This is a genomic window from Bradyrhizobium sp. (assembly GCF_035273305.1).
In the GTDB taxonomy this organism is placed as follows: Bacteria; Pseudomonadota; Alphaproteobacteria; order Rhizobiales; family Xanthobacteraceae; genus Bradyrhizobium.
Window position 1 is genome coordinate 18,842 of sequence record NZ_DATEPI010000043.1, and the last position, 20,564, is coordinate 39,405.

Consider the following 20,564-nt stretch of genomic DNA (forward strand, 5'->3'; position numbering starts at 1 on the left):
GCCTTGCATGCGCGGACTGATTCCGGCAGCCTCCGGCAATGATCGCCATCGGCCGATCTTCGCATCCATACCTGAGGTCAGCGATCCTTCTGACGGTAGTCGCGTTCGACCAGACGTACGCCCCGCCGACCGCTTCCGCCGAAATTCCCGCCATCGCTTCGCGACAGCGCGTTGAGAAAAAGACTTTCACGGACGTCGAGATAGCAGAAGGATTTTTCAAGACGGCATTCGGCGCCGAATATCATATGGCCGGACGTGTCGACCGCATCAGGAAATATGACGGACCGGTGCGGGTGTTCGTTGACGGCAACGGCGAGCAGAGGAAGGCGCAGGTTGCAAAGGTGATAGCCGACATCGGTGAACGCGTTCAGCATCTCGACATCGCCTTAGCCGAGAACAGTGAAAGCGCGAACGTGGTGGTGAAACTGGTGCGGGACCGCGATCTCAATCCCACCATCACGGCTTTCTTTGGCAGCGCAAAAGCCCGCGAGATCAGAAGCTCGCTTGATCCGCAATGCCTTTCAGGATTCCGCAAGAACGACAGGTACGAAATCGAGCACTCCGATGTCATCCTCACCGTGGACACCGGCGACTTCACCTTTCTCGATTGCGCCTATGAGGAACTGCTGCAATCGCTCGGACCGATCAACGATACAGCGACCGTGCCCTGGACCATGTTCAACGACAACGTGTCGATGGGGTACTTCGATGTTTACGATCAATACATCCTGAACGTGTTGTACGATCCGCGCATCAAGCCAGGCATGACGGTCGCGGAGGTAAAATCATTGCTGCCCGACGTGCTTGCCGACGTTCGTGCCTGGGTGAGAAAGGTCAATCGCCTCGCTGAATGAGCGCGTGCGGCGTCAGTGCAGATCGCCTTCTAATCGGTGTTTATGTAATCGGTCTTTATGCCGATTTTTCGAACAGCTCGCGCCCGATCAGCATGCGCCGGATTTCGCTGGTGCCGGCGCCGATTTCATAGAGCTTGGCGTCGCGAAGTAGCCGGCCGGTCGGGTAATCGTTGATGTAGCCGTTTCCGCCAAGCAACTGGATGGCATCGAGGCTGCATTGGGTTGCCTTCTCGGAAGCGTAGAGGATGGCGCCAGCCGCATCCTCGCGCGTGGTCTCGCCGCGATCGCAGGCCTTCGCCACTGCGTAGACGTAGGCGCGAGAAGCGTTCATCGTGGTGTACATGTCCGCGATCTTGCCCTGCACGAGCTGAAAGTTCCCGATCGGTTGACCAAACTGCTTGCGCTCATGCACGTAAGGCATCACCACGTCGAGACAGGCCTGCATGATACCGAGCGGACCCGCCGCAAGCACCGAGCGCTCGTAATCGAGCCCGGACATCAGCACGTTGACGCCGTGGCCGACATCACCCAGCACGTTTTCGTCCGGCACTTCGCAATTGTCGAACACCAGTTCGCCGGTGTCGGATCCACGCATGCCGAGCTTGTCGAGCTTCTGCGCGGTTGAAAATCCCTTCATGCCTTTTTCGATGATGAACGCGGTGATGCCGCGCGGCCCGGCGGCCGGGTCGGTTTTGGCATAGACCACCAGCGTCTCGGCGATTGGCCCATTGGTGATCCACATCTTGCTTCCGTTGAGGATGTATCGATCGCCCTTTTTCTCGGCACGGGTCGTCATCGATACCACGTCGGAACCCGCGCCGGGTTCGGACATCGCCAGCGCGCCGACATGCTCGCCCGAAATCAGCTTGGGCAGGTATTTTCGTTTCTGCGCCTCATTGCCATTGCGACGGAGCTGGTTGACGCAGAGGTTCGAATGCGCACCGTAAGACAAGCCAACGGCTGCGGACGCGCGCGAGATTTCCTCGACCGCAATGCAATGCTCGAGATAACCGAGTCCCGAGCCGCCATACTCCTCCTCAACGGTGATGCCGTGCAATCCAAGCGCGCCGATTTTCGGCCAGAGATCTCTCGGAAACTGGTTGCTCTTGTCGATTTCGTCTGCGCGGGGCGCGATCTCATGACTTGCAAAATCATGCACGGTTTCGCGAATGGCATCCGCGGTTTCGCCGAGATCGAAGTTGAACATCCGATGCGCGTTGGGGATCATAGTCGGGCGGCCTCTGAAGAAATATAGCGATGCTTTGTGCGGCTAAACCGTTGATTTCGGAATTAGCTTGTCACGCCCGGCACATGCTGAGAAGAGGCTTCCGCCGTATACCAGGCGGCTAGCGCGCCATTGCCGCAGAAGGCGAAACTCCCGCTTGCTCTGGCGCACGCAACGGGCTGTAATTCGCTCAAAATCAGGCCCCAGCGAACAACCGTGGCTGGGCGAACAGGGAATTGCCCGATGCACGGCACTATCGATCCGGCTGAAGAGACCAGGCAGGACGCCGCCAAAGGCCTCGCCTATTCCACTCCGCTCGAACAGTTCAATCCGGGCGATCCCGAATTGTTTCGTACCGATTCCTTCTGGCCGTATTTCGACCGGCTGCGCAAGGAAGCGCCAGTCCATTATTGCAAAGAAAGCATGTTCGGGCCGTACTGGTCGGTGACCAAATACAACGACATCATGGACATCGAGACCAATCACGCGGTGTTCTCGTCGGCCTCCTCCCTCGGGGGCATCACCATTCGCGACGTCGCGCCCGACCTTCGCCGCGAGAGCTTCATCGCCATGGATCAGCCGCGCCACAGTGCTCAGCGCAAGACGGTGGCGCCGATGTTCACGCCGACCCATCTCGACCAGCTCGCTATCAACATTCGCAAACGATCGGCTGAATGCCTCGACAACTTGCCGAAGAACGATGTGTTCGATTGGGTCGACCAGGTGTCGGTCGAGCTGACCACCCAGATGCTGGCGGTGCTGTTCGACTTCCCCTGGGAGGATCGTCGCAAGCTGACGCGCTGGTCCGACATCGCAACGACGATCCCGGGACCGGCGGGTCTGGTGCCGACCGAAGAAGCGCGGCAGATTGAACTGCTCGAATGCGCGGCATATTTCTCCGAGCTCTGGAAAGAGCGTATCGCTCAGCCGCCAAAGCACGATTTATTGTCGATGATGGCGCACAGTGAGGCGACGCGCGACATGGACCCGAAGAACTTCCTCGGCAATTTGATCTTGCTGATCGTCGGCGGCAACGACACCACGCGCAACACATTGTCGGGCAGCATCTATGCTTTGAACAAGAATCCGGACCAGTATCGCAAGTTGCGGGAAAATCCCGAATTGATCGACAGTTTCGTGCCGGAAGTGATCCGCTGGCAGACGCCGCTGGCACATATGCGGCGGACCGCGCTTGAAGACATCGAGTTCCGCGGCAAGCAGATCAAGAAGGGCGACAAGGTCGTGATGTGGTACGTCTCGGGCAACCGCGATGAAGAGGTGATCGATCGTCCTTACGAATTCATCATCGACCGGGCGCGCCCGCGCACCCATATTTCGTTCGGGTTCGGCATTCATCGTTGCGTCGGGCTCAGGCTCGCTGAGCTTCAGTTGAAGATCATCTGGGAAGAGATCCTGAAGCGCTTCGGCAAGATTGAGTTGGTCGACGAGCCTAAGCGGGTGTATTCGAGCTTTGTGAAAGGCTATGAGACCCTGCCAGTCCGGATCGCCGGGTGATCATGCTTCTGATGAGGATATTGGGATCGATCGCCGATGAACATTCAGACACCCGTCCGACCCGATAAAGCAGAACTTCAACGCCTGGCGCGTGAAGAAGCCTATTCCACGCCGCTAAAGGACTTCCATCCCGGGGCGCCCCGGCTGTTCCAGGATGACACGCTGTGGCCCTGGTTCGAGCGACTGCGCAAGGAAGAGCCGGTGCACTACTGTACGAATGCGCCGATCGAACCGTACTGGTCGGTGACGCGATACCACGACATCATGCAGGTCGACACTAATCACGGCGTCTTCTCGTCCGACGTCTCCCTTGGAGGTATCTCGATCCGCGACGTGCCCCCGGGCTACGATTGGCCGAGCTTCATCGCGATGGATCAGCCACGGCACTCCGCCCAGCGCAAGACCGTGTCGCCGATGTTCACCCCGACGCATCTGGACGAACTTGCGATCCTGATCCGCGAGCGCACCGGCAGGGTGCTGGACGCCCTGCCTCGCGACGAGACCTTCAATTTCGTCGATCGGGTATCGATCGAACTGACCACCCAGATGCTCGCAACCTTGTTCGACTTTCCTTTCGAGGAACGCCGCAAGCTGACCCGATGGTCGGATGTGTCGACCGCGCTGCCGAAAAGCGGGATTGTGGAATCGGCGGAACAGCGCCGCGCCGAGATGGACGAGTGCGCCGCGTACTTTTCGAGACTCTGGAACGAGCGCGTCAATGCGGAGCCGCGAAACGATCTAATCTCGATGATGGCGCACAATGACGCCACGCGTCACATGGACGCCGACAACCTGATGGGCAACATCATCCTGCTGATCGTCGGCGGCAATGATACCACGCGCAACACCATGAGCGGTTCGGTGCTGGCGCTGAACGAATATCCCGAGCAGTATCAAAAGCTGCGGGACAACCCCGGACTGATCGACTCGATGGTGCCGGAGGTCATTCGCTGGCAAACCCCGCTCGCCCACATGCGCCGCACCGCGCTGGTCGATACCCAGATCGGTGACAAGAAAATCCGGAAAGGCGACCGGATAGTGATGTGGTACGTCAGCGGTAATCGCGATGAGGAAGGCATCGACAATCCCAACGAGTTCATCATCGATCGTGCCCGGCCCCGCACGCACCTGTCGTTCGGATTCGGCATCCACCGCTGCGTTGGCATGCGGCTCGCTGAACTGCAATTGAAAATCGTCTGGCAGGAGATGCTGAAACGGTTCGAGCGCATCGAGGTGGTAGGCGAGCCGAAGCGGGTCTATTCCAGCTTCGTGCGCGGTATCGAGTCGCTGCCAGTACGCATTCCCTCGTGAATTGAACAAATCCTTGAACAGAAGCTTGAATTTGCCGCGCCTCGCCGAAGCCACTCCCAAAGGCTTTACGGCGGCCGCGGCCGCGCGCTCCCTCGATGTCTTTCCCGAGCTACGATGACCGCAACAGAACAAGAAGACTACGCCGATATTCGCGATGCCGTTGCCAAGCTGTGCGCGCAATTCCCCGGCGAATATTGGCGTAAGCTGGACCGCGAAATGGCCTATCCGCAGGCGTTTGTCGACGCGCTGACGCAGGCCGGCTATCTCTCCGTGCTGATCCCCGAAGAATACGGCGGCGCCGGCCTCAAACTGTCGGCGGCGGCCGCGATCCTCGAGGAAATCCAGCGCGCCGGCTGCAACGGCGGCGGCTGCCACGCCCAGATGTACACGATGGGCATGCTGCTGCGGCACGGCAGCGACGAGCAAAAAGCCAAATGGCTGCCGAAGATCGCGAGCGGCGAATTGCGGCTGCAGGCGTTCGGCGTCACCGAACCGACCAGCGGCACCGATACCTCATCGCTGAAGACCTTTGCCAGGCGTGAAGGCAACCACAGCTACATCGTCAACGGCCAGAAGATCTGGACCAGCCGCGCCGAATATTCCGACCTGATGCTCCTGTTGGCGCGCACCACACCCAAAGAGAAATCGAGGAAGCGCACCGATGGCCTGTCGGTGTTCATCGTCGACATGAAGGAAGCCAAGGATCACGGGCTCTCGATCAGCCCGATCCGCACCATGATGAACCATTCGACCACCGAGGTGTTCTTCACTGACCTGCGTGTCCCGGCCGAAAACCTGATCGGCGAGGAAGGCAAGGGCTTCCGCTATATCCTCTCCGGCATGAACGCCGAGCGCATCCTGATCGCCGCCGAATGCATCGGCGATGCCAAATGGTTCATCGGCAAGGCTTCCACTTATGCTAAGGAGCGCGCGGTATTCGGCCGTCCCATCGGCCAGAACCAGGGCATTCAGTTCCCGATCGCCAAGTCCTATGCAGCGATGCGTGCCGCCGAACTGATGGTCAAGGAAGCCACGCGCAAATATGAAGCCGGCATCGATTGCGGCGCCGAGGCCAACATGGCCAAGATGCTCGCGGCTGATGCGTCCTGGGAAGCCGCGAACGCATGCGTGCAGACCCATGGCGGTTTCGGGTTTGCCGAGGAATACGATATCGAGCGCAAATTCCGCGAGACTCGCCTCTATCAGGTGGCGCCGATTTCCACCAACCTCGTCTTGTCCTACCTCGCCGAGCACGTGCTCGGCATGCCCCGCTCCTACTGAGGACAACAGATGCTGCCGCTTGAAGGACTGACCGTCATTGCCGTCGAACAGGCAGTTGCCGCGCCGTTCTGCAGCTCGCGGCTGGCCGACGCCGGCGCCCACGTCATCAAGGTGGAGCGGCCGGAAGGCGACTTTGCACGCGGCTACGACGCGGCGGCAAACGGACAAAGCAGCTATTTTGTCTGGCTCAACCGCGGCAAGGATTCCGTGGTGATCGACCTTGCCACCAGCGAGGGCCGCGCCGATCTCGAAGACCTGATCGCCGGCGCCGACGTCTTGATCCAGAACCTCAAGCCCGGGTCGATGGACAAGCTCGGCTTCACGCTGGAGCGCCTGCGCAAGGACTACCCCAAGCTGATCTGCTGCACCATCTCCGGCTACGGCGACGATGGCCCGTATGCGCACCGCAAGGCCTACGACCTCCTGATCCAGGCGGAAAGCGGGCTTGCCTCCATCACCGGCGGACCGGACGGGCCGGCGCGGGTCGGTGTCTCGATCGTCGACATTGCGACCGGCGCAACCGCGCATGCCGCCATCCTCGAGGCGTTGATCGCGCGCTCCCGCGATGGCGCAGGCGCCGACATCCGGATTTCAATGTTCGACGTGATGGCCGATTGGCTGTCGGTGCCGCTGCTCAACGCTCAAGCCGGCAACCCGCCGCAACGGATGGGCCTTGCCCATCCATCGATCGCGCCCTACGGCGTGTTTCGCTCCGGCGACGGAAAGGACATCCTGATTTCGATCCAGAGCGAACGCGAGTGGAAGAAGCTTTGCTCGGATGTTCTGGGACGGCCTGACCTGCCCAACGATCCCAGGTTTTCGACGATGGTGGAGCGCGTTCGCCATCGCGCGCTTACCGATGAAGCCGTCGGGCGGATCTTTGCCACCATGACGCGCGACGAACTGCTGAAGCGCCTGTCAGCTGCAGATATCGCCTTTGCCGAGGTCAACTCGATGGCTGAGTTGGCGGTGCATCCGCACTTGCGTCGCATCGAGGTCGAAACCCCGGCGGGGCCGGTGAGCTATCCGGCGCCGGCGGCCATCTTCATCGACACGCCGCGCCATTATCGCGGCGTCCCGGCCATCGGCGAATGCATCAGTGCCGTCAGATCCTCTCGTGCCCGGATCAAATCGTCATGACTGAAGAGCCCGATCTGGATCATTTGCGCGAGTGGATCGGTCGCAGCGCCCAAGCCTCCGATATCGTCACCGCGCAACTGGTGAAGGGACTGCGCGCCACGTTGTTCATGGATATCGGCGAGCCGAAGCGGGGCGATGCCGCACCGTTCACGGTGCATTGGTGCCTGGCCCCGCAGGTTTATCCGATGTCGGAGCTGGGGCCGGACGGGCATCCCACCCGCGGCGGCTTCCTGCCGCCGGTGCCGTTGCCGCGCCGAATGTGGGCCGGCGGCGAGTTGGAGATATTCGAGGCGCTGCGCGTAGGCGATGAGGTGACTCGGACCTCGCGCATCGCTGATGTGACGATGAAAACCGGCAGCACCGGGATGCTGTGTTTCGTTTCGGTCGATCATTTGATCGCGACGTCGCGTGGAGCAGCAATCCGCGAGCGGCAGGACATCGTCTACCGGGACATCTCCAGCGCGCAGCCTTCGGCGCCGGCGAAGCCGCCCCCGCCCTTACCCGTTGCAAAGCACCGCGAGACCCACATGGCCGATCCCGTGCTGCTTTTTCGCTATTCGGCGCTGACCTTCAACGGGCACCGCATTCACTACGATCGCGATTATGTCACCAAGGTCGAGGGCTATCCCGGCTTGATCTTTCACGGACCAATGCAGGCGGCGTTCCTGGTGGAATTCGCGGCCAAGCTGCATGGCGGGACCGCGCCGAAAAAGTTTGTTTATCGTGGGGTGCAGCCGCTGTTTGAAGGCAGTGAGTTCAGCGTCAACGCCAACGAAGCCGGCGCCGGCATGGAGCTGTGGACCGCAAACTCGGCGGGTCAGCCGACCATGAAGGGCACTGCCACGTGGTGAGTTTAAGCTTGCTCAATCGAGATTCGGTCCGGGAGTAACTTGCCTTGGCGCGTGAAGGATCGAAAGCAAACACAAAGCCGGTCAGCGTCAAGCAGGCGACGCTCGAACTGCTGCGTGGCTTCGGAATTCGCAAAGTGTTCGGCAACCCCGGCTCGACGGAACTGCCGTTTCTCAGCGACTGGCCCGACGATATCGAGTACGTGCTTGGCCTGCAGGAAGCCTCTGTTGTCGGCATGGCCGATGGTTATGCGCAGGCAACGCGCAATGCCGGCTTGGTCAATCTGCATTCCGCGGCCGGTCTCGGCAACGCGCTCGGCAACGTTTACACCGCGCACCGCAACCAGACGCCGCTGGTGATTACCGCCGGCCAGCAGGCGCGCAGCATCCTTCCGCTGCAGCCATTCCTCTATGCCGAGCGGGCCTCGGAATTTCCACGTCCCTATGTCAAGTTTTCGGTTGAGCCGGCGCGGGCCGAAGATGTCCCGGCGGCGATCGCGCGCGCCTATTACGTTGCGATGCAACCGCCCTGCGGCCCGACATTCGTCTCGGTGCCGATCGATGACTGGACGCGTCAAACCCGGACGATAGAGCCGCGCCACCTCAGCCGCGAGCTTGCACCGGATGCCAACGCAATGAAGGCGCTCGCCGCGGCGCTCGGCTCAAGTAAGCAGCCTGCGCTTGTCGTCGGTCCGGGCGTCGATCGCGCACAAGCCGTCGATCTGATGGTGCAGGTTGCGGAAAAGGCGCGAGCCGCAGTCTGGGTCAGCCCGTTTTCGTCACGCTGCAGTTTCCCGGAGCGTCATCCGCTGTTCGCGGGTTTCCTGCATGCTTCGCCCGGACAGCTCTCGGACGCGCTTTATCCTCATGACCTCGTCGTCGTGATCGGCGCGCCGGCGTTTACCTTCCACGTCGAAGGCGACGCACCAATCTTCGATGGCGCGACCGTGATCTTTCAGATCACTGACGATCCGGACGCGGCCGCGCTGATGCCGCGGGGCAATAGCATCATCTCGACCATCAAGCCGGCGTTGAGCATGCTAGTGGAGCTGTTGCCCCGGGAAACCAGCCGCGCGATGCCGGCACCCCGCAAAGCGCCACCCGCGCCGAGCGCCACAGATCCGATTCCGGCGGAATTCCTGCTGGACACGCTCGCGTCGGCCATGCCTGCCGACGCGGCGCTAGTTGAGGAAGCCCCGTCGCACCGCCCGACCATGCAAAAATTCATGCCGATGCGCGGTCAGGACAGTTTCTACACGATGGCGAGCGGCGGCCTCGGATACGGCCTGCCCGCCTCGGTCGGAGTCGCGCTCGGCAGACCCAACATCCGCACGGTGTGCCTGATCGGCGACGGCTCCGCGATGTATTCGATTCAAGCGCTGTGGACCGCTGCCCAGCGCAAGCTGCCGCTGACGGTGATCGTGATCAACAACGCCGGCTACGGCGCGATGCGCTCATTCAGCCAGGTGATGCAGGTGCGCAACGTGCCCGGACTCGATCTGCCGGATATCGATTTTGTAAAGATTGCGGAAGGCCTCGGTTGCGACGCCGTACGCGTCAGCCGATCCTCGGAACTGTCCGCCGCGCTCAAGCGGGGCCTCGTCCATGACGGCGTGAGTCTGGTCGAAGTGATGGTCGATAACGCGGTGCCGCTGCTGTACGCGCGCAAGAGTTGATGGTTATGCCTGTCGGTAGCGACGGGGCTTCCACCTACTCCCCATATGCTTCGCGCATCCTGGCCTGAATCTTCGCCATGCCCGCGATCCAGCGATCATAGTTCTCGGTTTTCTTGCGCATGTAGCCCAGCACCTGTGGATGCGGCAGGATCAGGAATGTCTCCTGCTCGATACCGGCGAGCGCATCGTTCGCCACCTGCTCGGGAGTTAGATCGCCGTCACCGGATTGAGGGCCCTTCGGGATCGAGCGCAGCATATTCGTATCGACGCCTTGCGGGCACAGGATGGAAACCTTGATCCCATGCGCCTTGTGCGAGATCGCCAAATTCTCCGCAAATCCGACCGCCGCATGTTTCGTGGTCGAATAGGCGGGGCTTCCGACTTGCGAGAGCAATCCGGCCGCCGAAATCGTGTTGAGGAAATAACCTCCGCCGCGCACCTTCATGCGCGGGATCAAGTGCCGCGCGGCGTAAACGTGCGCCATGACATGGATCGCCCAGCTTCGCGCAAAGGGCTCGTCGGAAATGCCGCCGGCATTCTCCGATAGCGGATCAAAGCCGCCGCCGATCCCGGCGTTGGAGCAGAACAGCGCGATCGGACCGAACTGCCGCTCGGTTTCATCGATGACGTGAACGATGTCTTGTTCCTGCGCCACATCGCATCTGAACGCCGCGCCATCGACCGAGGCCGCAACGGCTTTGGCGCCTGCCAGGTCGAGATCGGCCACGAGGACCTTGGCAGCGCCAGCGCGATGAAAAGCTTCGCACAGCGCCCGCCCGATGCCATTGGCGCCACCGGTGACCACCACGACTTTGCCCGTCACCTGCATCGCGCGCCTTCAGCTATTTGGAGTTTGTCAGGCCAGAACCAGGTCCATCACGGCCGTGTAGTGGCAGGCCGCGCCCAGCAGCACGAAACAATGCCAGATCGCGTTCTGGAAACGCAAGCGATGCCAGGCGTGAAAGATCACGCCGAAGCTATAGAGCAGGCCGCCCGCGACAATAAACCAGACCGTCAATGTCGGCAGCGATGTCATACCGGCGTCGTACACCGCAAAGCCGCTCCAGCCCATCAGCAGATAGAGAGCGACAGCCACCCGGTCGAAACGGCCCGGAAAAAGCAGCTTGAGCAGGATGCCAATGGCGGCCACGCACCACACCCCGATCAGCAGCGCGACCGCGGAAATGCTGTCCTTCATCTGGGCAATGAAAGGCGTATAGGTCGCCGCAATCAGCCCATAGATCGAGGAATGATCGAAGCGGCGCAGCACCCATTTGACGGGAGACACCGGCCATAGATTGTAGATTGCCGACAGCACCAACATGGCCAGCAATCCCGCGACATAAATCGAAACGACGCCGAGTTCGAGCGGCGTGGCATAGATCGCGGTCAACACGATGAGCACCGTAGCCGCGATCAGCCCGCCGAACACGCCAATCCCGTGCACAATCCCATCGGCAATCAGTTCGGCCCGATCGTAATTCCACCGAACGGCGCCGGCGGCGGCTTGCACGGAGGTCGAGGCGAGTTGCTTCAGTCTGAAGATGGTCATGGCCGTTCCGGCAAATTCCTGGCGCGAGCCACAGGTCAGGCTTATTGGAGCTCAATGAGATTAAGAGGGCAATCGCGTCCTAAGTATGAAACTTGTTTTTGGCCTGGCAATCGCCACCTATCCGATAGCCCGCCAGGGGTTTTCAGCCGAGTTCTTCCCTTCCGAATGGCCTCCCGTTTTTCCGATATCGTCGAAGAAGCGCGGCTATCGGCACGGGCGCTGCTGGATTTTGGCGAGCATATCTTCAGTCCGGCGGTCCGGCTCGGGGTGACCGGACTGTCCCGGTCCGGCAAGACCGTCTTTATAACCGCGCTGATCCACGGGCTTACCCGTGGCGGGCGCTTCCCGGTTTTCGAGCCGTTTGCCACCGGGCGAATTGCGCGGGCGCGACTCGAGCCGCAGCCGGACGACGCGGTGCCGCGGTTCGACTACGAGAACCATCTTCACAGTCTCATCTCCGAGCGCCAATGGCCGAATTCGACGGTCGACATCAGCGAACTGCGACTTGTCATCGAATATCAGCGCCAAAATGGCGCGGACCGGACGCTCACGCTCGACATCGTCGATTATCCGGGCGAATGGCTGCTCGATCTGCCGCTGCTGAACAAATCATACGAGCAATGGTCCCGCGAGAGCCTCGCGCTATCGCGCGAGCGCCCGCGGGCGCGGCTGGCCATGCAGTGGCATGCGCAGCTAGCGACGCTGAATGCTTTGGCGCGCGAGAACGAACAGGCCGCGCTGGCAGGCGCAAGGCTATTCACCGACTATTTGCGCGCTTGCCGAGACGAACGCTTCGCCATGAGCCTGCTTCCGCCGGGGCGCTTCCTGATGCCCGGCAACCTGGCCGGCTCTCCGGCGCTGACATTCACGCCGCTGGACCTGCCGAACGAAGGCGTTGCGCCGGACGGATCGCTGTGGGCAATGATGGAGAGGCGTTACGAGGCCTACAAGGACGTGGTGGTGCGCCCGTTCTTCCGCGATCATTTCGCGCGACTGGATCGCCAGGTGGTTCTGGTGGATGCACTCTCGGCGTTCAACTCCGGACCGGAGGCGCTTGTGGACCTCGAGGCGGCGCTGGAGGGAATTCTGGAATCCTTCAGAATAGGCCGCAGCACGCTGCTCTCGAGCCTGTTCCGCCCACGAATAGATCGGATTTTGTTCGCTGCGACCAAGGCCGATCACCTGCATCATTCCAGTCATGACCGGCTTGAGGCGGTGCTGCGGCGCACGGTTGCGAAGGCGGTTACACGCGCCGCCGATACCGGCGCTGAGATCGATGTCGTTGCGCTGGCCGCAGTGCGCGCCACGCGAGAAGCGCAGGTGCAGCGCGGGCGCGACAAGTTGCCGTCGATCCTCGGCACGCCTGCCCCAGGCGAGATCGTGAACGGGGAAGCGTTCGACGGCGCCACCGAGGTCGCGACCTTTCCTGGCGATCTCCCCGCAGATCCCCAACAGCTTTTCACCGGTGCGGATGCATTCAGGGGTCTTGCAAGCGCCACGGCTGAAACGACCGATTTTCGCTTTCTTCGTTTTCGGCCGCCGCAGCTCGAGAGCGTCGGCACGGAGGCGCCAGCTCTGCCTCACATCCGCCTCGACCGGGCGCTCCAGTTCCTGATCGGAGACAGACTGCAATGAGCGAGCGCTCTCGTCATCGACGTCCCGCAACCTTCAAGCTGGACGATCCCAGCGTGGTCGTGATGGACCCGGAGGATGCAAGCCGTCCCCTCCGTGGCACCGTGCACGTCACCCCTGAAGCCGATCCAGCGATGCTGCCCGTGCCGCTCGAAGGGCCTGCCGTGCCGGCGCGTCGCCGCTTTTCCTGGGGCGCCTTGTTCTGGGCCGCCATTGCGGGACTGGTGCTGCTGGGCGTTGGCCTGGGCGCTGCCCGCTTGATCGAAGACCTGTATGCGCGCAGCGAAGGCCTCGGTGCACTCGGCGTGGCGCTTGCCTTGACGGCAGCGGTCGCTTTGATCGCCGTTGTGGTGCGCGAGGCCTTCGGGTTGGCGCGGCTGGCGGCGATCGAAAACCTTCACCTGCGCGCAACCGCGGTGCTTGCAAGTGACGACCGCGTCGAAAGCCGCAGCATCGTGCAGGAACTCGTCAAACTCGCGCGCCGCAACCCGCATCTGGCACGGGCCCGCGCCGCGTTGCAGGGCCATGCCGACGATATCATCGATGGCGCCGATATGATCCGCCTGGCCGAACGCGAATTGATGGCGCCGCTGGATCAGGAGGCGCGGTATTTGATCTCGACGGCCGCTCAACGGGTGTCGATCGTTACCGCAATCAGTCCGCGCGCTCTCGTCGATGTATTATTCGTTTTCGCGGCCGCGCTGCGGCTGATCCGTCAGTTGGCGCGGCTATACGGTGGACGGCCCGGCGCGCTCGGCATGATCAGGCTGATGCGTCATGTCATCGCTCACCTCGCGATCACCGGCGGAATGGCGGCAAGCGACAGCCTGATCCAGCAGATGCTCGGCCATGGCATCGCTGCAAAACTATCGCAGCGGCTCGGCGAAGGCGTGCTCAACGGCCTCTTGACCGCTCGGCTCGGGCTGGCCGCAATCGAGGTAACCCGTCCGCTGCCATTCACCGCCTTGCCTCGGCCAGCGCTGGCCGATCTTGCAAAAGAGCTGCTGCGCAAGCGCGACGCGGACGAGTGAACGCTAGTTGTTCTGGGCGAGGTGGAGAGTGTTCGCCAATTCCGCAATCCGCGATTGCGGCTCGAGATCGCCGGCCAACACGCGCCACCGATAAAACGGCGAATCCGCCGGCGGCGAAAGCTCCGGGGTCCACCCTGTCAGCTTTTCCAGCGCGTAAGTATCCATCACCGTTCCGCGCCAGCTCCGCTCGACACTTTCAAGCGGCTCCCGGACCGCGGTCGTCGATGCCCATAGAGCGCTCTTGTCATCAGGTTGACGCCCGACATAGAGGCCGACGCGTCCGCGTATCGAGTTCATGCCAGGATCGCCAAATCCCATGAACCGGCCGCGCTCGTTGATCTGGAGCACCGGGACACGCCCCTTGAAGTACCAGCGCAGCATGGAATACGTCCGGTAGTCGGTCGTGGCTACCCAGGTCGCGCCGACCTTTTGCAGTTCGGCCTCCGTGCGATCTCCAAGATGCGCATAGCCCGCCTCTGCGCCGACTGGGTCCATCCTGCCAATGAAATTCCAGGGCGTGCCGACATAATAACTAAAAACCAGAACGACAAAGATGATGCCGGATGCGATCGCCGTCTTGGCCCACCCGATTGTCGAGTTGATCATCCAGGCGGGGATGCCTTCCCGGGGCAGCATCACAATGCTGATGGCGGTTGCCGCAAATCCCGCGGGCCATATGAACATCGGCCAGGTGTCGCCGACCCGCAGCGTCAACGATTTCCAGAAGAAGTATGCAAAGGGGACAATCACGGCGGTCGAGAGCAGAATGCCCACCGCATCCCGCCGGCGGTAGCCGAGCCACGCACTCAAGCTCACTCCCGACAAGACCACCGGCAACAGGATAAACCCGACCAGTCCAAATTGAATGCCGATGAAATCCCCAAGCGTGCGCCATGACCATTCGTGGTTCGCGGTCGCGCGCACAAGCTGAAAGCGGAACGAGGCCCAGTCATGTTCGGCATTCCAGATCAGAACCGGCGTGAACAACAGTATGGCGATCAGCGCGGCCGCCCACGGATACGGGCTGGCGATCCAACGCGTTCTCCATTTCGGGACCAGCATGAATGCGGCGACCGCCGGCACCAGCATCAGCGCGGTGAACTTCGATAGCAGCGCTAGCCCGGCGAACGCGCCGGCCGCCAGCCACCAGCGCGAGTTCCCGCTTTCCGCCAGCCGAACCAGCGCCCACATCATCGCAACCGCAAACGGAATCAGCGCAGTATCGGGCGAGACCTTGGCCATCAGCAATCCGTAATACAGCGCGGCTTCCGGCATCAGCACGGCGAGCACGATCGCGCGTGTATCATGCGTCACGCGCCGGACGATATCGGCGAGCAGCAACTGCGTGACCAGCATCGCGAGAATGCCGGCGAACCGGACGCCCAGATTGGTGTCACCAAAAATGGCCGTACCGAACCGGATGAACCAGGCAATCATCGGCGGATGATCGAGGAACGAAAGCACGTTCTCCTTGGACCAGGTCCAGTAGTAGGCCTCGTCGGTGCGCAGATCGGTCACCCCTGCGTAAACCAGGCGCATCGCGGTCATCGCCGCGATCAGCATGGCCGGCGCGAGCAGTTTCCGAAGCGCCGGACTGTCCGTTCCGGCATGCGCTTTATCGGGGGCGGCGATGGTCACGACGCTTTCTCCCCGACTCCTCAGGAGGTGTCAACGGATCGGCAAAGGAGATTGCGCGTGAGTCCGAGGACAAGGGTCTGGTGGTCACAGCGGGAATAAAACTTTATCATCGCGATCTATTTATCGATGAGCCTTCAATTGGAGCACATGGCCCAACTCTCCCAGCAGCAGATCATGAGAATGATCCGAGGCATCAGCATCCGGCAGGTTCGGCTGACCTGCGGCGCGGTGTTGTTCACCTACCTGGTCAGCCATTTTCTCAACCACGCGCTCGGCAATATCTCCGCAGACGCGCTTGCCACGGGTTTGTACTATCACATCCTGTTCTGGCAATTTCTGCCTGTTGCCATCGTGTTCTATGCGGCGGCGCTGGTGCATGCCGGACTCGGCATATGGGCGTTTTATGAGCGGCGGCAATTTCGCTGGAAGGCAATCGAGCCCCTGCAGCTTGTGCTCGGCCTGAGTATCCCGGCGCTCATCATCGCCCACATCATCGGCGTGCGGCTCGGGCCGGCCCTGTTCGGACAGGAAAGGCACTACCCGCAGGTGCTCTACGCGTACTGGGTGACATGGCCTTACAAGATCTTGCAGATGTATGCGCTCCTGCTGATCGCATGGATACATGGCTGCATCGGGCTTTATTTCTGGCTGCGGATGAAAGCATTCTACAAGCGCGCGGCGCCGTTTTTGCTCGCGGCGGCTGTCTTGGTGCCGACATTGGCGATGCTGGGTCTTTATCAGGCCGGACGAAACGTCGTGGCCGACAGCGAGAGCGACGAATGGCGGGCCGACAATCTTTCCCAACGCCAGGTCGGTACCGTTGCCGAACAAGAAGTGCTGGAAAGCGTCGTCAACTATTTCCTGATCTTCTATCTCGGCCTGATCGGATTGGTGCTGGTCGGACGGGGCGCGCGCGCCATCGCCGAGCGCCGCGGCGGCATGATCAATCTGTCGTACGGCAATGGCAGGACGGTTCGCGTGCCGAAGGGCCTCAGCGTTCTCGAGGCGAGCCTGCGGAATAACGTGCCGCACGCCAGCATCTGCGGGGGGCGCGCGCGCTGCTCCACCTGCCGCATTCGCGTGATCGGCGATACCAGCTCGCTTCCCCCGCCATCGCAGCGCGAGGCGTTCGTGCTCAACCGCGTCGGCGCCACCGATCCGTCGATCCGCCTCGCTTGTCAGCTCAGGCCCGAAACCGACCTGTCGTTCTTTCAGCTCTTCATGCCGCACATGTCCACGACTGCGCGAGGCTCGCAGCCGCACCGCATCGGCCAGGAGCGATATCTGGTCAGCATGTTCATCGATATGCGAGGCTCGACAAAACTCGCCGAAATCCAATTGCCGTTCGATACCGTTTTCATCGTCAACCGCTTCCTCGGGGCGGTCTCGCAGGCCGTGATTGCATGCGGCGGCCAGCCCAACCAGTTTGTCGGAGACGGGCAACTGGCGCTGTTCGGATTGTCGAGCGGCCCGCAAACCGCATGCCGGCAAGCACTCCGGGCCGCCGCCATTATCGCCGACAATGTTGATGAACTAAATCGATTGTTGAGCCACGATCTGCGCGAACCGATACGCTTCGGCATCGGTATCCATGGCGGAGAAGTGATCATCGGCGACATCGGATACCGCGACCACATCGTGTTCACCGCGCTCGGCGATGCCGTCAATGTCGCGGCACGGCTGCAGGACATGACGAAGAGCCTCGGATGCGAAGCGATCATATCGGACGAGGTCCGCGCCACGGCGGGGCTTGCGGCCGGCGCGTTGCCGCAGCAGCAAGTCAGCATTCGCGGACGCGTCGAGCCGATCACCGTGGGCGCTGTCGAGAGCGCGAAAGTCCTGTCAGCCCTGGTTGATGATCTGGAAGCCGCCGCGGCTTGACGGCCGGCGCGACGTTCTCCTTCCAACTATGAATTGACTTGCCCCACGCCGATGCGGAAAGATCGTTTGACGATACGGGCGGAGACCCGGAAGTATTCAAAGCTTCGGAGGAAGCGCCATGCTCGACAGACGAGAGATGATGAAGGGCGCCGCAATGACAGCGCTCGCGACCGGTTTCGGCTCGTCGAAGGTGTTAGCAACACAAACGGTCACACTGCCGATCGGCAATGGCGAGCGACCACTGGTGAAATATCCTCAGAAGCGTCCGATGATTGGGGTGACCAGTCGGCCGCCACAACTCGAGACACCATTTTCGGTCTTTAACGAAGGCCCGATTACGCCGAACAATGCTTTCTTCGTCCGCTACCATTTGGCCCAGATACCGGTCGATATCGATCCGGATAAATTCACGCTGGAGATCAAGGGCAAGGTCGACCATCCGCTCAAGCTGTCACTGAAAGAGCTGAAAAAAATGCCTGCGGTCGAGCTGATCGCGGTCAATCAATGCTCGGGCAACAGCCGCGGCTTCTTCGATCCGCGCGTCGCCGGCGGGCAGCTGGGTAACGGCGCGATGGGTAACGCGCGCTGGCGCGGCGTGCCGCTGAAAACCGTGCTCGACAAAGCTGGCATACAGCAAGGTGCAAAGCAGATCACGCTGAACGGGATGGACGGACCGGTGAGCGACAAGACGCCGGACTTCGTCAAAGCGCTCGACATCGACCATGCCAGAGATGGGGAGGTGATGCTGGCCTACGGCATGAACGACCAGGATCTGCCTGTTCTCAACGGCTTTCCTCTGCGCCTGGTCGTGCCGGGTTACTACGGTACCTACTGGGTCAAGCACCTCAACGAAATCACCGTGATCGATAACGTGTTTGATGGTTTCTGGATGAAGACCGCCTATCGGATTCCGGACACGCCGTGTGGATGCGTCGATCCCGGCACCGCGCCAAAGGCGACGATCCCGATCAACCGGTTCACGGTGCGCTCATTCATTACCAATGTGACCGATGGCGCCAGGCTCAAAGCCGGCGCAACGACGCTGAAAGGCATTGCCTTTGACGGCGGCAAGGGCATCAAGGAGGTCGCGGTGTCGACCGACGGCGGCAAGAACTGGACGCCGGCAAAACTCGGCAAGGATCTCGGCAAATATTCATTCCGCGAATGGCACCTTCCGGTGAAGCTTGCGGCGGGCTCCCACGAGATCAAGGTTCGCGCCACCAACAATGTTGGCGACAGCCAGCCGAGCGAGCCAAAGTGGAATCCGGCGGGCTACTTGCGCAATGTCATCGAAACCGTTCGCGTCACCGCGGCGTGAGGAGAACAGCCATGAATCGTCGCGTTCCATTTGTGCTCTTCCTCTCACTCGGCGCCGTCGCAGCAGTTGGTCTCGGCAGGGCGGTCACCGCGGCTCCCGTCAACTACAAGCTTCCGGAAGAAACCGGCGCGTTCAAGCCTGGCCCCAACCTTGAGGTGGTGCAGAACAATTGCACGGCCTGTCACTCGGCGGACTATGTCAACATTCAGCCTCGTGGACCAAAATTCAAAAAAGATTTCTGGCAGGCCGAAGTGACCAAGATGATCAAGGTCTATGGTGCAACGATCGACGATGCCGACGTCCCGAAGATCGTCGAATACCTCGCCACGACCTATTGAAGCGGCTCGCATGCGTATTTCGCGCGCCTGCAAGCGGCCTGCCCGGGACCGGGATTCGGCATTAACGGGCTTGCCGTTGCAATCAGCATTTCCCGCTCATTTGGCGCCTCAAATGCTCGCGAAGTGCCGAAAAACGGCAAATGTGCCGCAATAATCATCGTTTTCTGCCGGTTTGGAGCCATGGTTTAAGCTATCAAGCCCACGCCATACCGCGTATCGTGCGCCCGCCGGAGATGCCGGTTTGCGGGGACCGGCGGTCCGTTTTTATTCTTTGATCCCGCGGAGACGACGTGATGGCTAAAGGTACTGTGAAGTGGTTCAACGCGACCAAGGGTTTTGGATTCATCCAGCCCTCGAGTGGCGGCAAAGACGTTTTTGTTCATATTTCGGCGGTTGAGAAGGCCGGCCTTTCCACCCTCAACGAAGGACAGACAGTGGAATACGAAGAGGTTGCCAATCGCGGCAAGACCTCGGCCGAGAACCTCAAGGTTTGACGCGGCGGCGTGACTGATTGCAGCGTCCTCTCGGATCCATTCCGGGAGTGGGGCTAAAAAATCAAATAAGCTGAATTGCTAACGGCGAGAGTGGGCACCGCTCAATCCTCGGTGACCCATTTTTCGACTCTCATGACATCCGGCGGCTGCAAATAGCCGCGCGGCCACATGTCGACGACCCATTCGGCCTTTGTCGCTCGCTCGACAAGCACCGCTGTGTTATGCGGCGTCTGCAGCACCAGGGCGTTGCCACGATAATGCGGATCTCCCACCACATGGTGCTTTAACAATCCCCACTGCTGCAGCACCAAAAGCAAACTGGTGGTGTTGCGAGTGGTATCCCAGCAATCATAATTGTGCTTGTCGTCGAAGTAGCGGAAATCCGCCTTCGCGACGCGCTTGTTGGTGCCGATGATCGGCCCCATCCGGCGATCGAACCAGATCACCGCTTTCTGCACCGCCGCCCGTTCCGCAATTGCGGAAGCACGGCCTGCGGCCATAATCTGCGCCAGGGCATTACGATCGCCGGGCGTGAAATCGAGAATCTCGCGGCGCCGGCAGACAAAGCCGTAGCACACCGTCATGCGCTGGGCCGAAGGCGGGAAAATCGACACCGAGCTGTAAAGGGCATCCTGGGGTGCGCTCAGTTCGATCGAATACGCAGGCGCGCACCCGAGCGATGAAATCCATCCGGCCACACCGACCGCCAAGCCAAAGCGCGTTACGCTCCGGCCGGCGCGGCTCGCTCCGTGCCCCCTGTTCGCCAGTCCCATTCGCCACCACATTCCTTCTGAAATTCCGCGAAAGCTATCGCAGCGCTTTCGCGATTC

18 protein-coding genes are annotated in these 20,564 nt (G+C 61.2%); 13 read left to right on the forward strand and 5 right to left on the reverse strand.

Annotated elements, in window-relative coordinates:
* The first annotated feature begins 38 nt into the window (after positions 1-38).
* The gene (locus tag VJV58_RS02950) at positions 39-854 is read left to right on the forward strand and encodes a DUF2927 domain-containing protein (protein ID WP_324135840.1); all 816 of its coding nucleotides are present in this window, start codon (positions 39-41) and stop codon (positions 852-854) included.
* Between the two features lie 55 nt (positions 855-909).
* On the opposite strand, the gene VJV58_RS02955 is transcribed toward VJV58_RS02950, so the two are convergent.
* Positions 910-2,082 (reverse strand): isovaleryl-CoA dehydrogenase, encoded by a 1,173-nt coding sequence (locus VJV58_RS02955; protein WP_324135841.1) that lies wholly within the window; start codon positions 2,080-2,082, stop codon positions 910-912.
* 240 nt (positions 2,083-2,322) lie between these two features.
* Between VJV58_RS02955 and VJV58_RS02960 the strand changes: the two genes are divergently transcribed.
* From VJV58_RS02960 to mdlC, 6 genes are all read left to right on the forward strand, one after another.
* Positions 2,323-3,594: a cytochrome P450 gene (locus tag VJV58_RS02960; protein ID WP_324135842.1), complete on the forward strand. Its 1,272-nt coding sequence runs from the start codon at positions 2,323-2,325 to the stop codon at positions 3,592-3,594.
* A 36-nt stretch (positions 3,595-3,630) separates the two neighbouring features.
* Positions 3,631-4,905 (forward strand): cytochrome P450, encoded by a 1,275-nt coding sequence (locus tag VJV58_RS02965; RefSeq protein WP_324135843.1) that lies wholly within the window; start codon positions 3,631-3,633, stop codon positions 4,903-4,905.
* A 114-nt stretch (positions 4,906-5,019) separates the two neighbouring features.
* Entirely contained in the window at positions 5,020-6,186 is a 1,167-nt protein-coding gene (locus VJV58_RS02970; RefSeq protein WP_324135844.1) for an acyl-CoA dehydrogenase family protein, read from the forward strand.
* A 9-nt stretch (positions 6,187-6,195) separates the two neighbouring features.
* A complete protein-coding gene (locus VJV58_RS02975) occupies positions 6,196-7,326 on the forward strand; it encodes a CaiB/BaiF CoA-transferase family protein (protein WP_324135845.1) in 1,131 nt (376 codons plus the stop codon).
* Entirely contained in the window at positions 7,323-8,177 is an 855-nt protein-coding gene (locus tag VJV58_RS02980; RefSeq protein WP_324135846.1) for an FAS1-like dehydratase domain-containing protein, read from the forward strand. The genes VJV58_RS02975 and VJV58_RS02980 overlap by 4 nt, the downstream gene beginning before the upstream one ends.
* A gap of 44 nt (positions 8,178-8,221) precedes the next feature.
* Positions 8,222-9,850: a benzoylformate decarboxylase gene (mdlC, locus tag VJV58_RS02985; protein ID WP_324135847.1), complete on the forward strand. Its 1,629-nt coding sequence runs from the start codon at positions 8,222-8,224 to the stop codon at positions 9,848-9,850.
* A 34-nt stretch (positions 9,851-9,884) separates the two neighbouring features.
* On the opposite strand, the gene VJV58_RS02990 is transcribed toward mdlC, so the two are convergent.
* Positions 9,885-10,679: an SDR family oxidoreductase gene (locus VJV58_RS02990; RefSeq protein WP_324135848.1), complete on the reverse strand. Its 795-nt coding sequence runs from the start codon at positions 10,677-10,679 to the stop codon at positions 9,885-9,887.
* A 27-nt stretch (positions 10,680-10,706) separates the two neighbouring features.
* Positions 10,707-11,402, reverse strand: a complete 696-nt coding sequence (gene trhA, locus VJV58_RS02995; protein WP_324135850.1) for a PAQR family membrane homeostasis protein TrhA — start codon at positions 11,400-11,402, stop codon at positions 10,707-10,709.
* A 165-nt stretch (positions 11,403-11,567) separates the two neighbouring features.
* Between trhA and VJV58_RS03000 the strand changes: the two genes are divergently transcribed.
* Positions 11,568-13,037, forward strand: a complete 1,470-nt coding sequence (locus VJV58_RS03000) for a YcjX family protein (protein WP_324135851.1) — start codon at positions 11,568-11,570, stop codon at positions 13,035-13,037.
* A complete protein-coding gene (locus tag VJV58_RS03005; RefSeq protein WP_324135852.1) occupies positions 13,034-14,065 on the forward strand; it encodes a TIGR01620 family protein in 1,032 nt (343 codons plus the stop codon). Before VJV58_RS03000 ends, VJV58_RS03005 begins: the two co-directional genes overlap by 4 nt.
* Positions 14,066-14,068: 3 nt before the next feature.
* Here the strand turns inward: VJV58_RS03005 and VJV58_RS03010 are convergent, their stop codons facing one another.
* The gene (locus VJV58_RS03010) at positions 14,069-15,613 is read right to left on the reverse strand and encodes a glycosyltransferase family 39 protein (protein ID WP_324135866.1); all 1,545 of its coding nucleotides are present in this window, start codon (positions 15,611-15,613) and stop codon (positions 14,069-14,071) included.
* Positions 15,614-15,829: 216 nt separating this feature from the next.
* Between VJV58_RS03010 and VJV58_RS03015 the strand changes: the two genes are divergently transcribed.
* From VJV58_RS03015 to VJV58_RS03030, 4 genes are all read left to right on the forward strand, one after another.
* Positions 15,830-17,584 (forward strand): adenylate/guanylate cyclase domain-containing protein, encoded by a 1,755-nt coding sequence (locus tag VJV58_RS03015; protein WP_324135854.1) that lies wholly within the window; start codon positions 15,830-15,832, stop codon positions 17,582-17,584.
* Positions 17,585-17,702: 118 nt separating this feature from the next.
* Complete coding sequence (locus VJV58_RS03020; protein ID WP_324135855.1) at positions 17,703-18,902, forward strand: molybdopterin-dependent oxidoreductase; 1,200 nt, start codon at positions 17,703-17,705, stop codon at positions 18,900-18,902.
* 11 nt (positions 18,903-18,913) lie between these two features.
* The gene (locus tag VJV58_RS03025) at positions 18,914-19,240 is read left to right on the forward strand and encodes a cytochrome c (protein ID WP_324135857.1); all 327 of its coding nucleotides are present in this window, start codon (positions 18,914-18,916) and stop codon (positions 19,238-19,240) included.
* Between the two features lie 293 nt (positions 19,241-19,533).
* Positions 19,534-19,734 carry a cold-shock protein gene (locus tag VJV58_RS03030; RefSeq protein ID WP_079600225.1) on the forward strand — a complete coding sequence of 67 codons (201 nt, stop codon included), beginning with the start codon at positions 19,534-19,536 and terminating at the stop codon, positions 19,732-19,734.
* 101 nt (positions 19,735-19,835) lie between these two features.
* Here the strand turns inward: VJV58_RS03030 and VJV58_RS03035 are convergent, their stop codons facing one another.
* The gene (locus VJV58_RS03035; protein ID WP_324135861.1) at positions 19,836-20,507 is read right to left on the reverse strand and encodes a hypothetical protein; all 672 of its coding nucleotides are present in this window, start codon (positions 20,505-20,507) and stop codon (positions 19,836-19,838) included.
* Between the last annotated feature and the right edge of the window lie 57 nt (positions 20,508-20,564).

Bases quoted from the DNA above. Each gene is read 5' to 3' on its own strand.
- VJV58_RS02950 (WP_324135840.1), top strand. From the start codon at position 39: ATGATCGCCATCGGCCGATCTTCGCATCCATACCTGAGGTCAGCGATC.
- VJV58_RS02955 (WP_324135841.1), bottom strand. From the start codon at position 2,082: ATGATCCCCAACGCGCATCGGATGTTCAACTTCGATCTCGGCGAAACC.
- VJV58_RS02960 (WP_324135842.1), top strand. From the start codon at position 2,323: ATGCACGGCACTATCGATCCGGCTGAAGAGACCAGGCAGGACGCCGCC.
- VJV58_RS02965 (WP_324135843.1), top strand. From the start codon at position 3,631: ATGAACATTCAGACACCCGTCCGACCCGATAAAGCAGAACTTCAACGC.
- VJV58_RS02970 (WP_324135844.1), top strand. From the start codon at position 5,020: ATGACCGCAACAGAACAAGAAGACTACGCCGATATTCGCGATGCCGTT.
- VJV58_RS02975 (WP_324135845.1), top strand. From the start codon at position 6,196: ATGCTGCCGCTTGAAGGACTGACCGTCATTGCCGTCGAACAGGCAGTT.
- VJV58_RS02980 (WP_324135846.1), top strand. From the start codon at position 7,323: ATGACTGAAGAGCCCGATCTGGATCATTTGCGCGAGTGGATCGGTCGC.
- VJV58_RS02990 (WP_324135848.1), bottom strand. From the start codon at position 10,679: ATGCAGGTGACGGGCAAAGTCGTGGTGGTCACCGGTGGCGCCAATGGC.
- trhA (WP_324135850.1), bottom strand. From the start codon at position 11,402: ATGACCATCTTCAGACTGAAGCAACTCGCCTCGACCTCCGTGCAAGCC.
- VJV58_RS03000 (WP_324135851.1), top strand. From the start codon at position 11,568: ATGGCCTCCCGTTTTTCCGATATCGTCGAAGAAGCGCGGCTATCGGCA.
- VJV58_RS03005 (WP_324135852.1), top strand. From the start codon at position 13,034: ATGAGCGAGCGCTCTCGTCATCGACGTCCCGCAACCTTCAAGCTGGAC.
- VJV58_RS03010 (WP_324135866.1), bottom strand. From the start codon at position 15,613: ATGACCGCGATGCGCCTGGTTTACGCAGGGGTGACCGATCTGCGCACC.
- VJV58_RS03015 (WP_324135854.1), top strand. From the start codon at position 15,830: ATGAGCCTTCAATTGGAGCACATGGCCCAACTCTCCCAGCAGCAGATC.
- VJV58_RS03020 (WP_324135855.1), top strand. From the start codon at position 17,703: ATGCTCGACAGACGAGAGATGATGAAGGGCGCCGCAATGACAGCGCTC.
- VJV58_RS03025 (WP_324135857.1), top strand. From the start codon at position 18,914: ATGAATCGTCGCGTTCCATTTGTGCTCTTCCTCTCACTCGGCGCCGTC.
- VJV58_RS03030 (WP_079600225.1), top strand. From the start codon at position 19,534: ATGGCTAAAGGTACTGTGAAGTGGTTCAACGCGACCAAGGGTTTTGGA.
- VJV58_RS03035 (WP_324135861.1), bottom strand. From the start codon at position 20,507: ATGGGACTGGCGAACAGGGGGCACGGAGCGAGCCGCGCCGGCCGGAGC.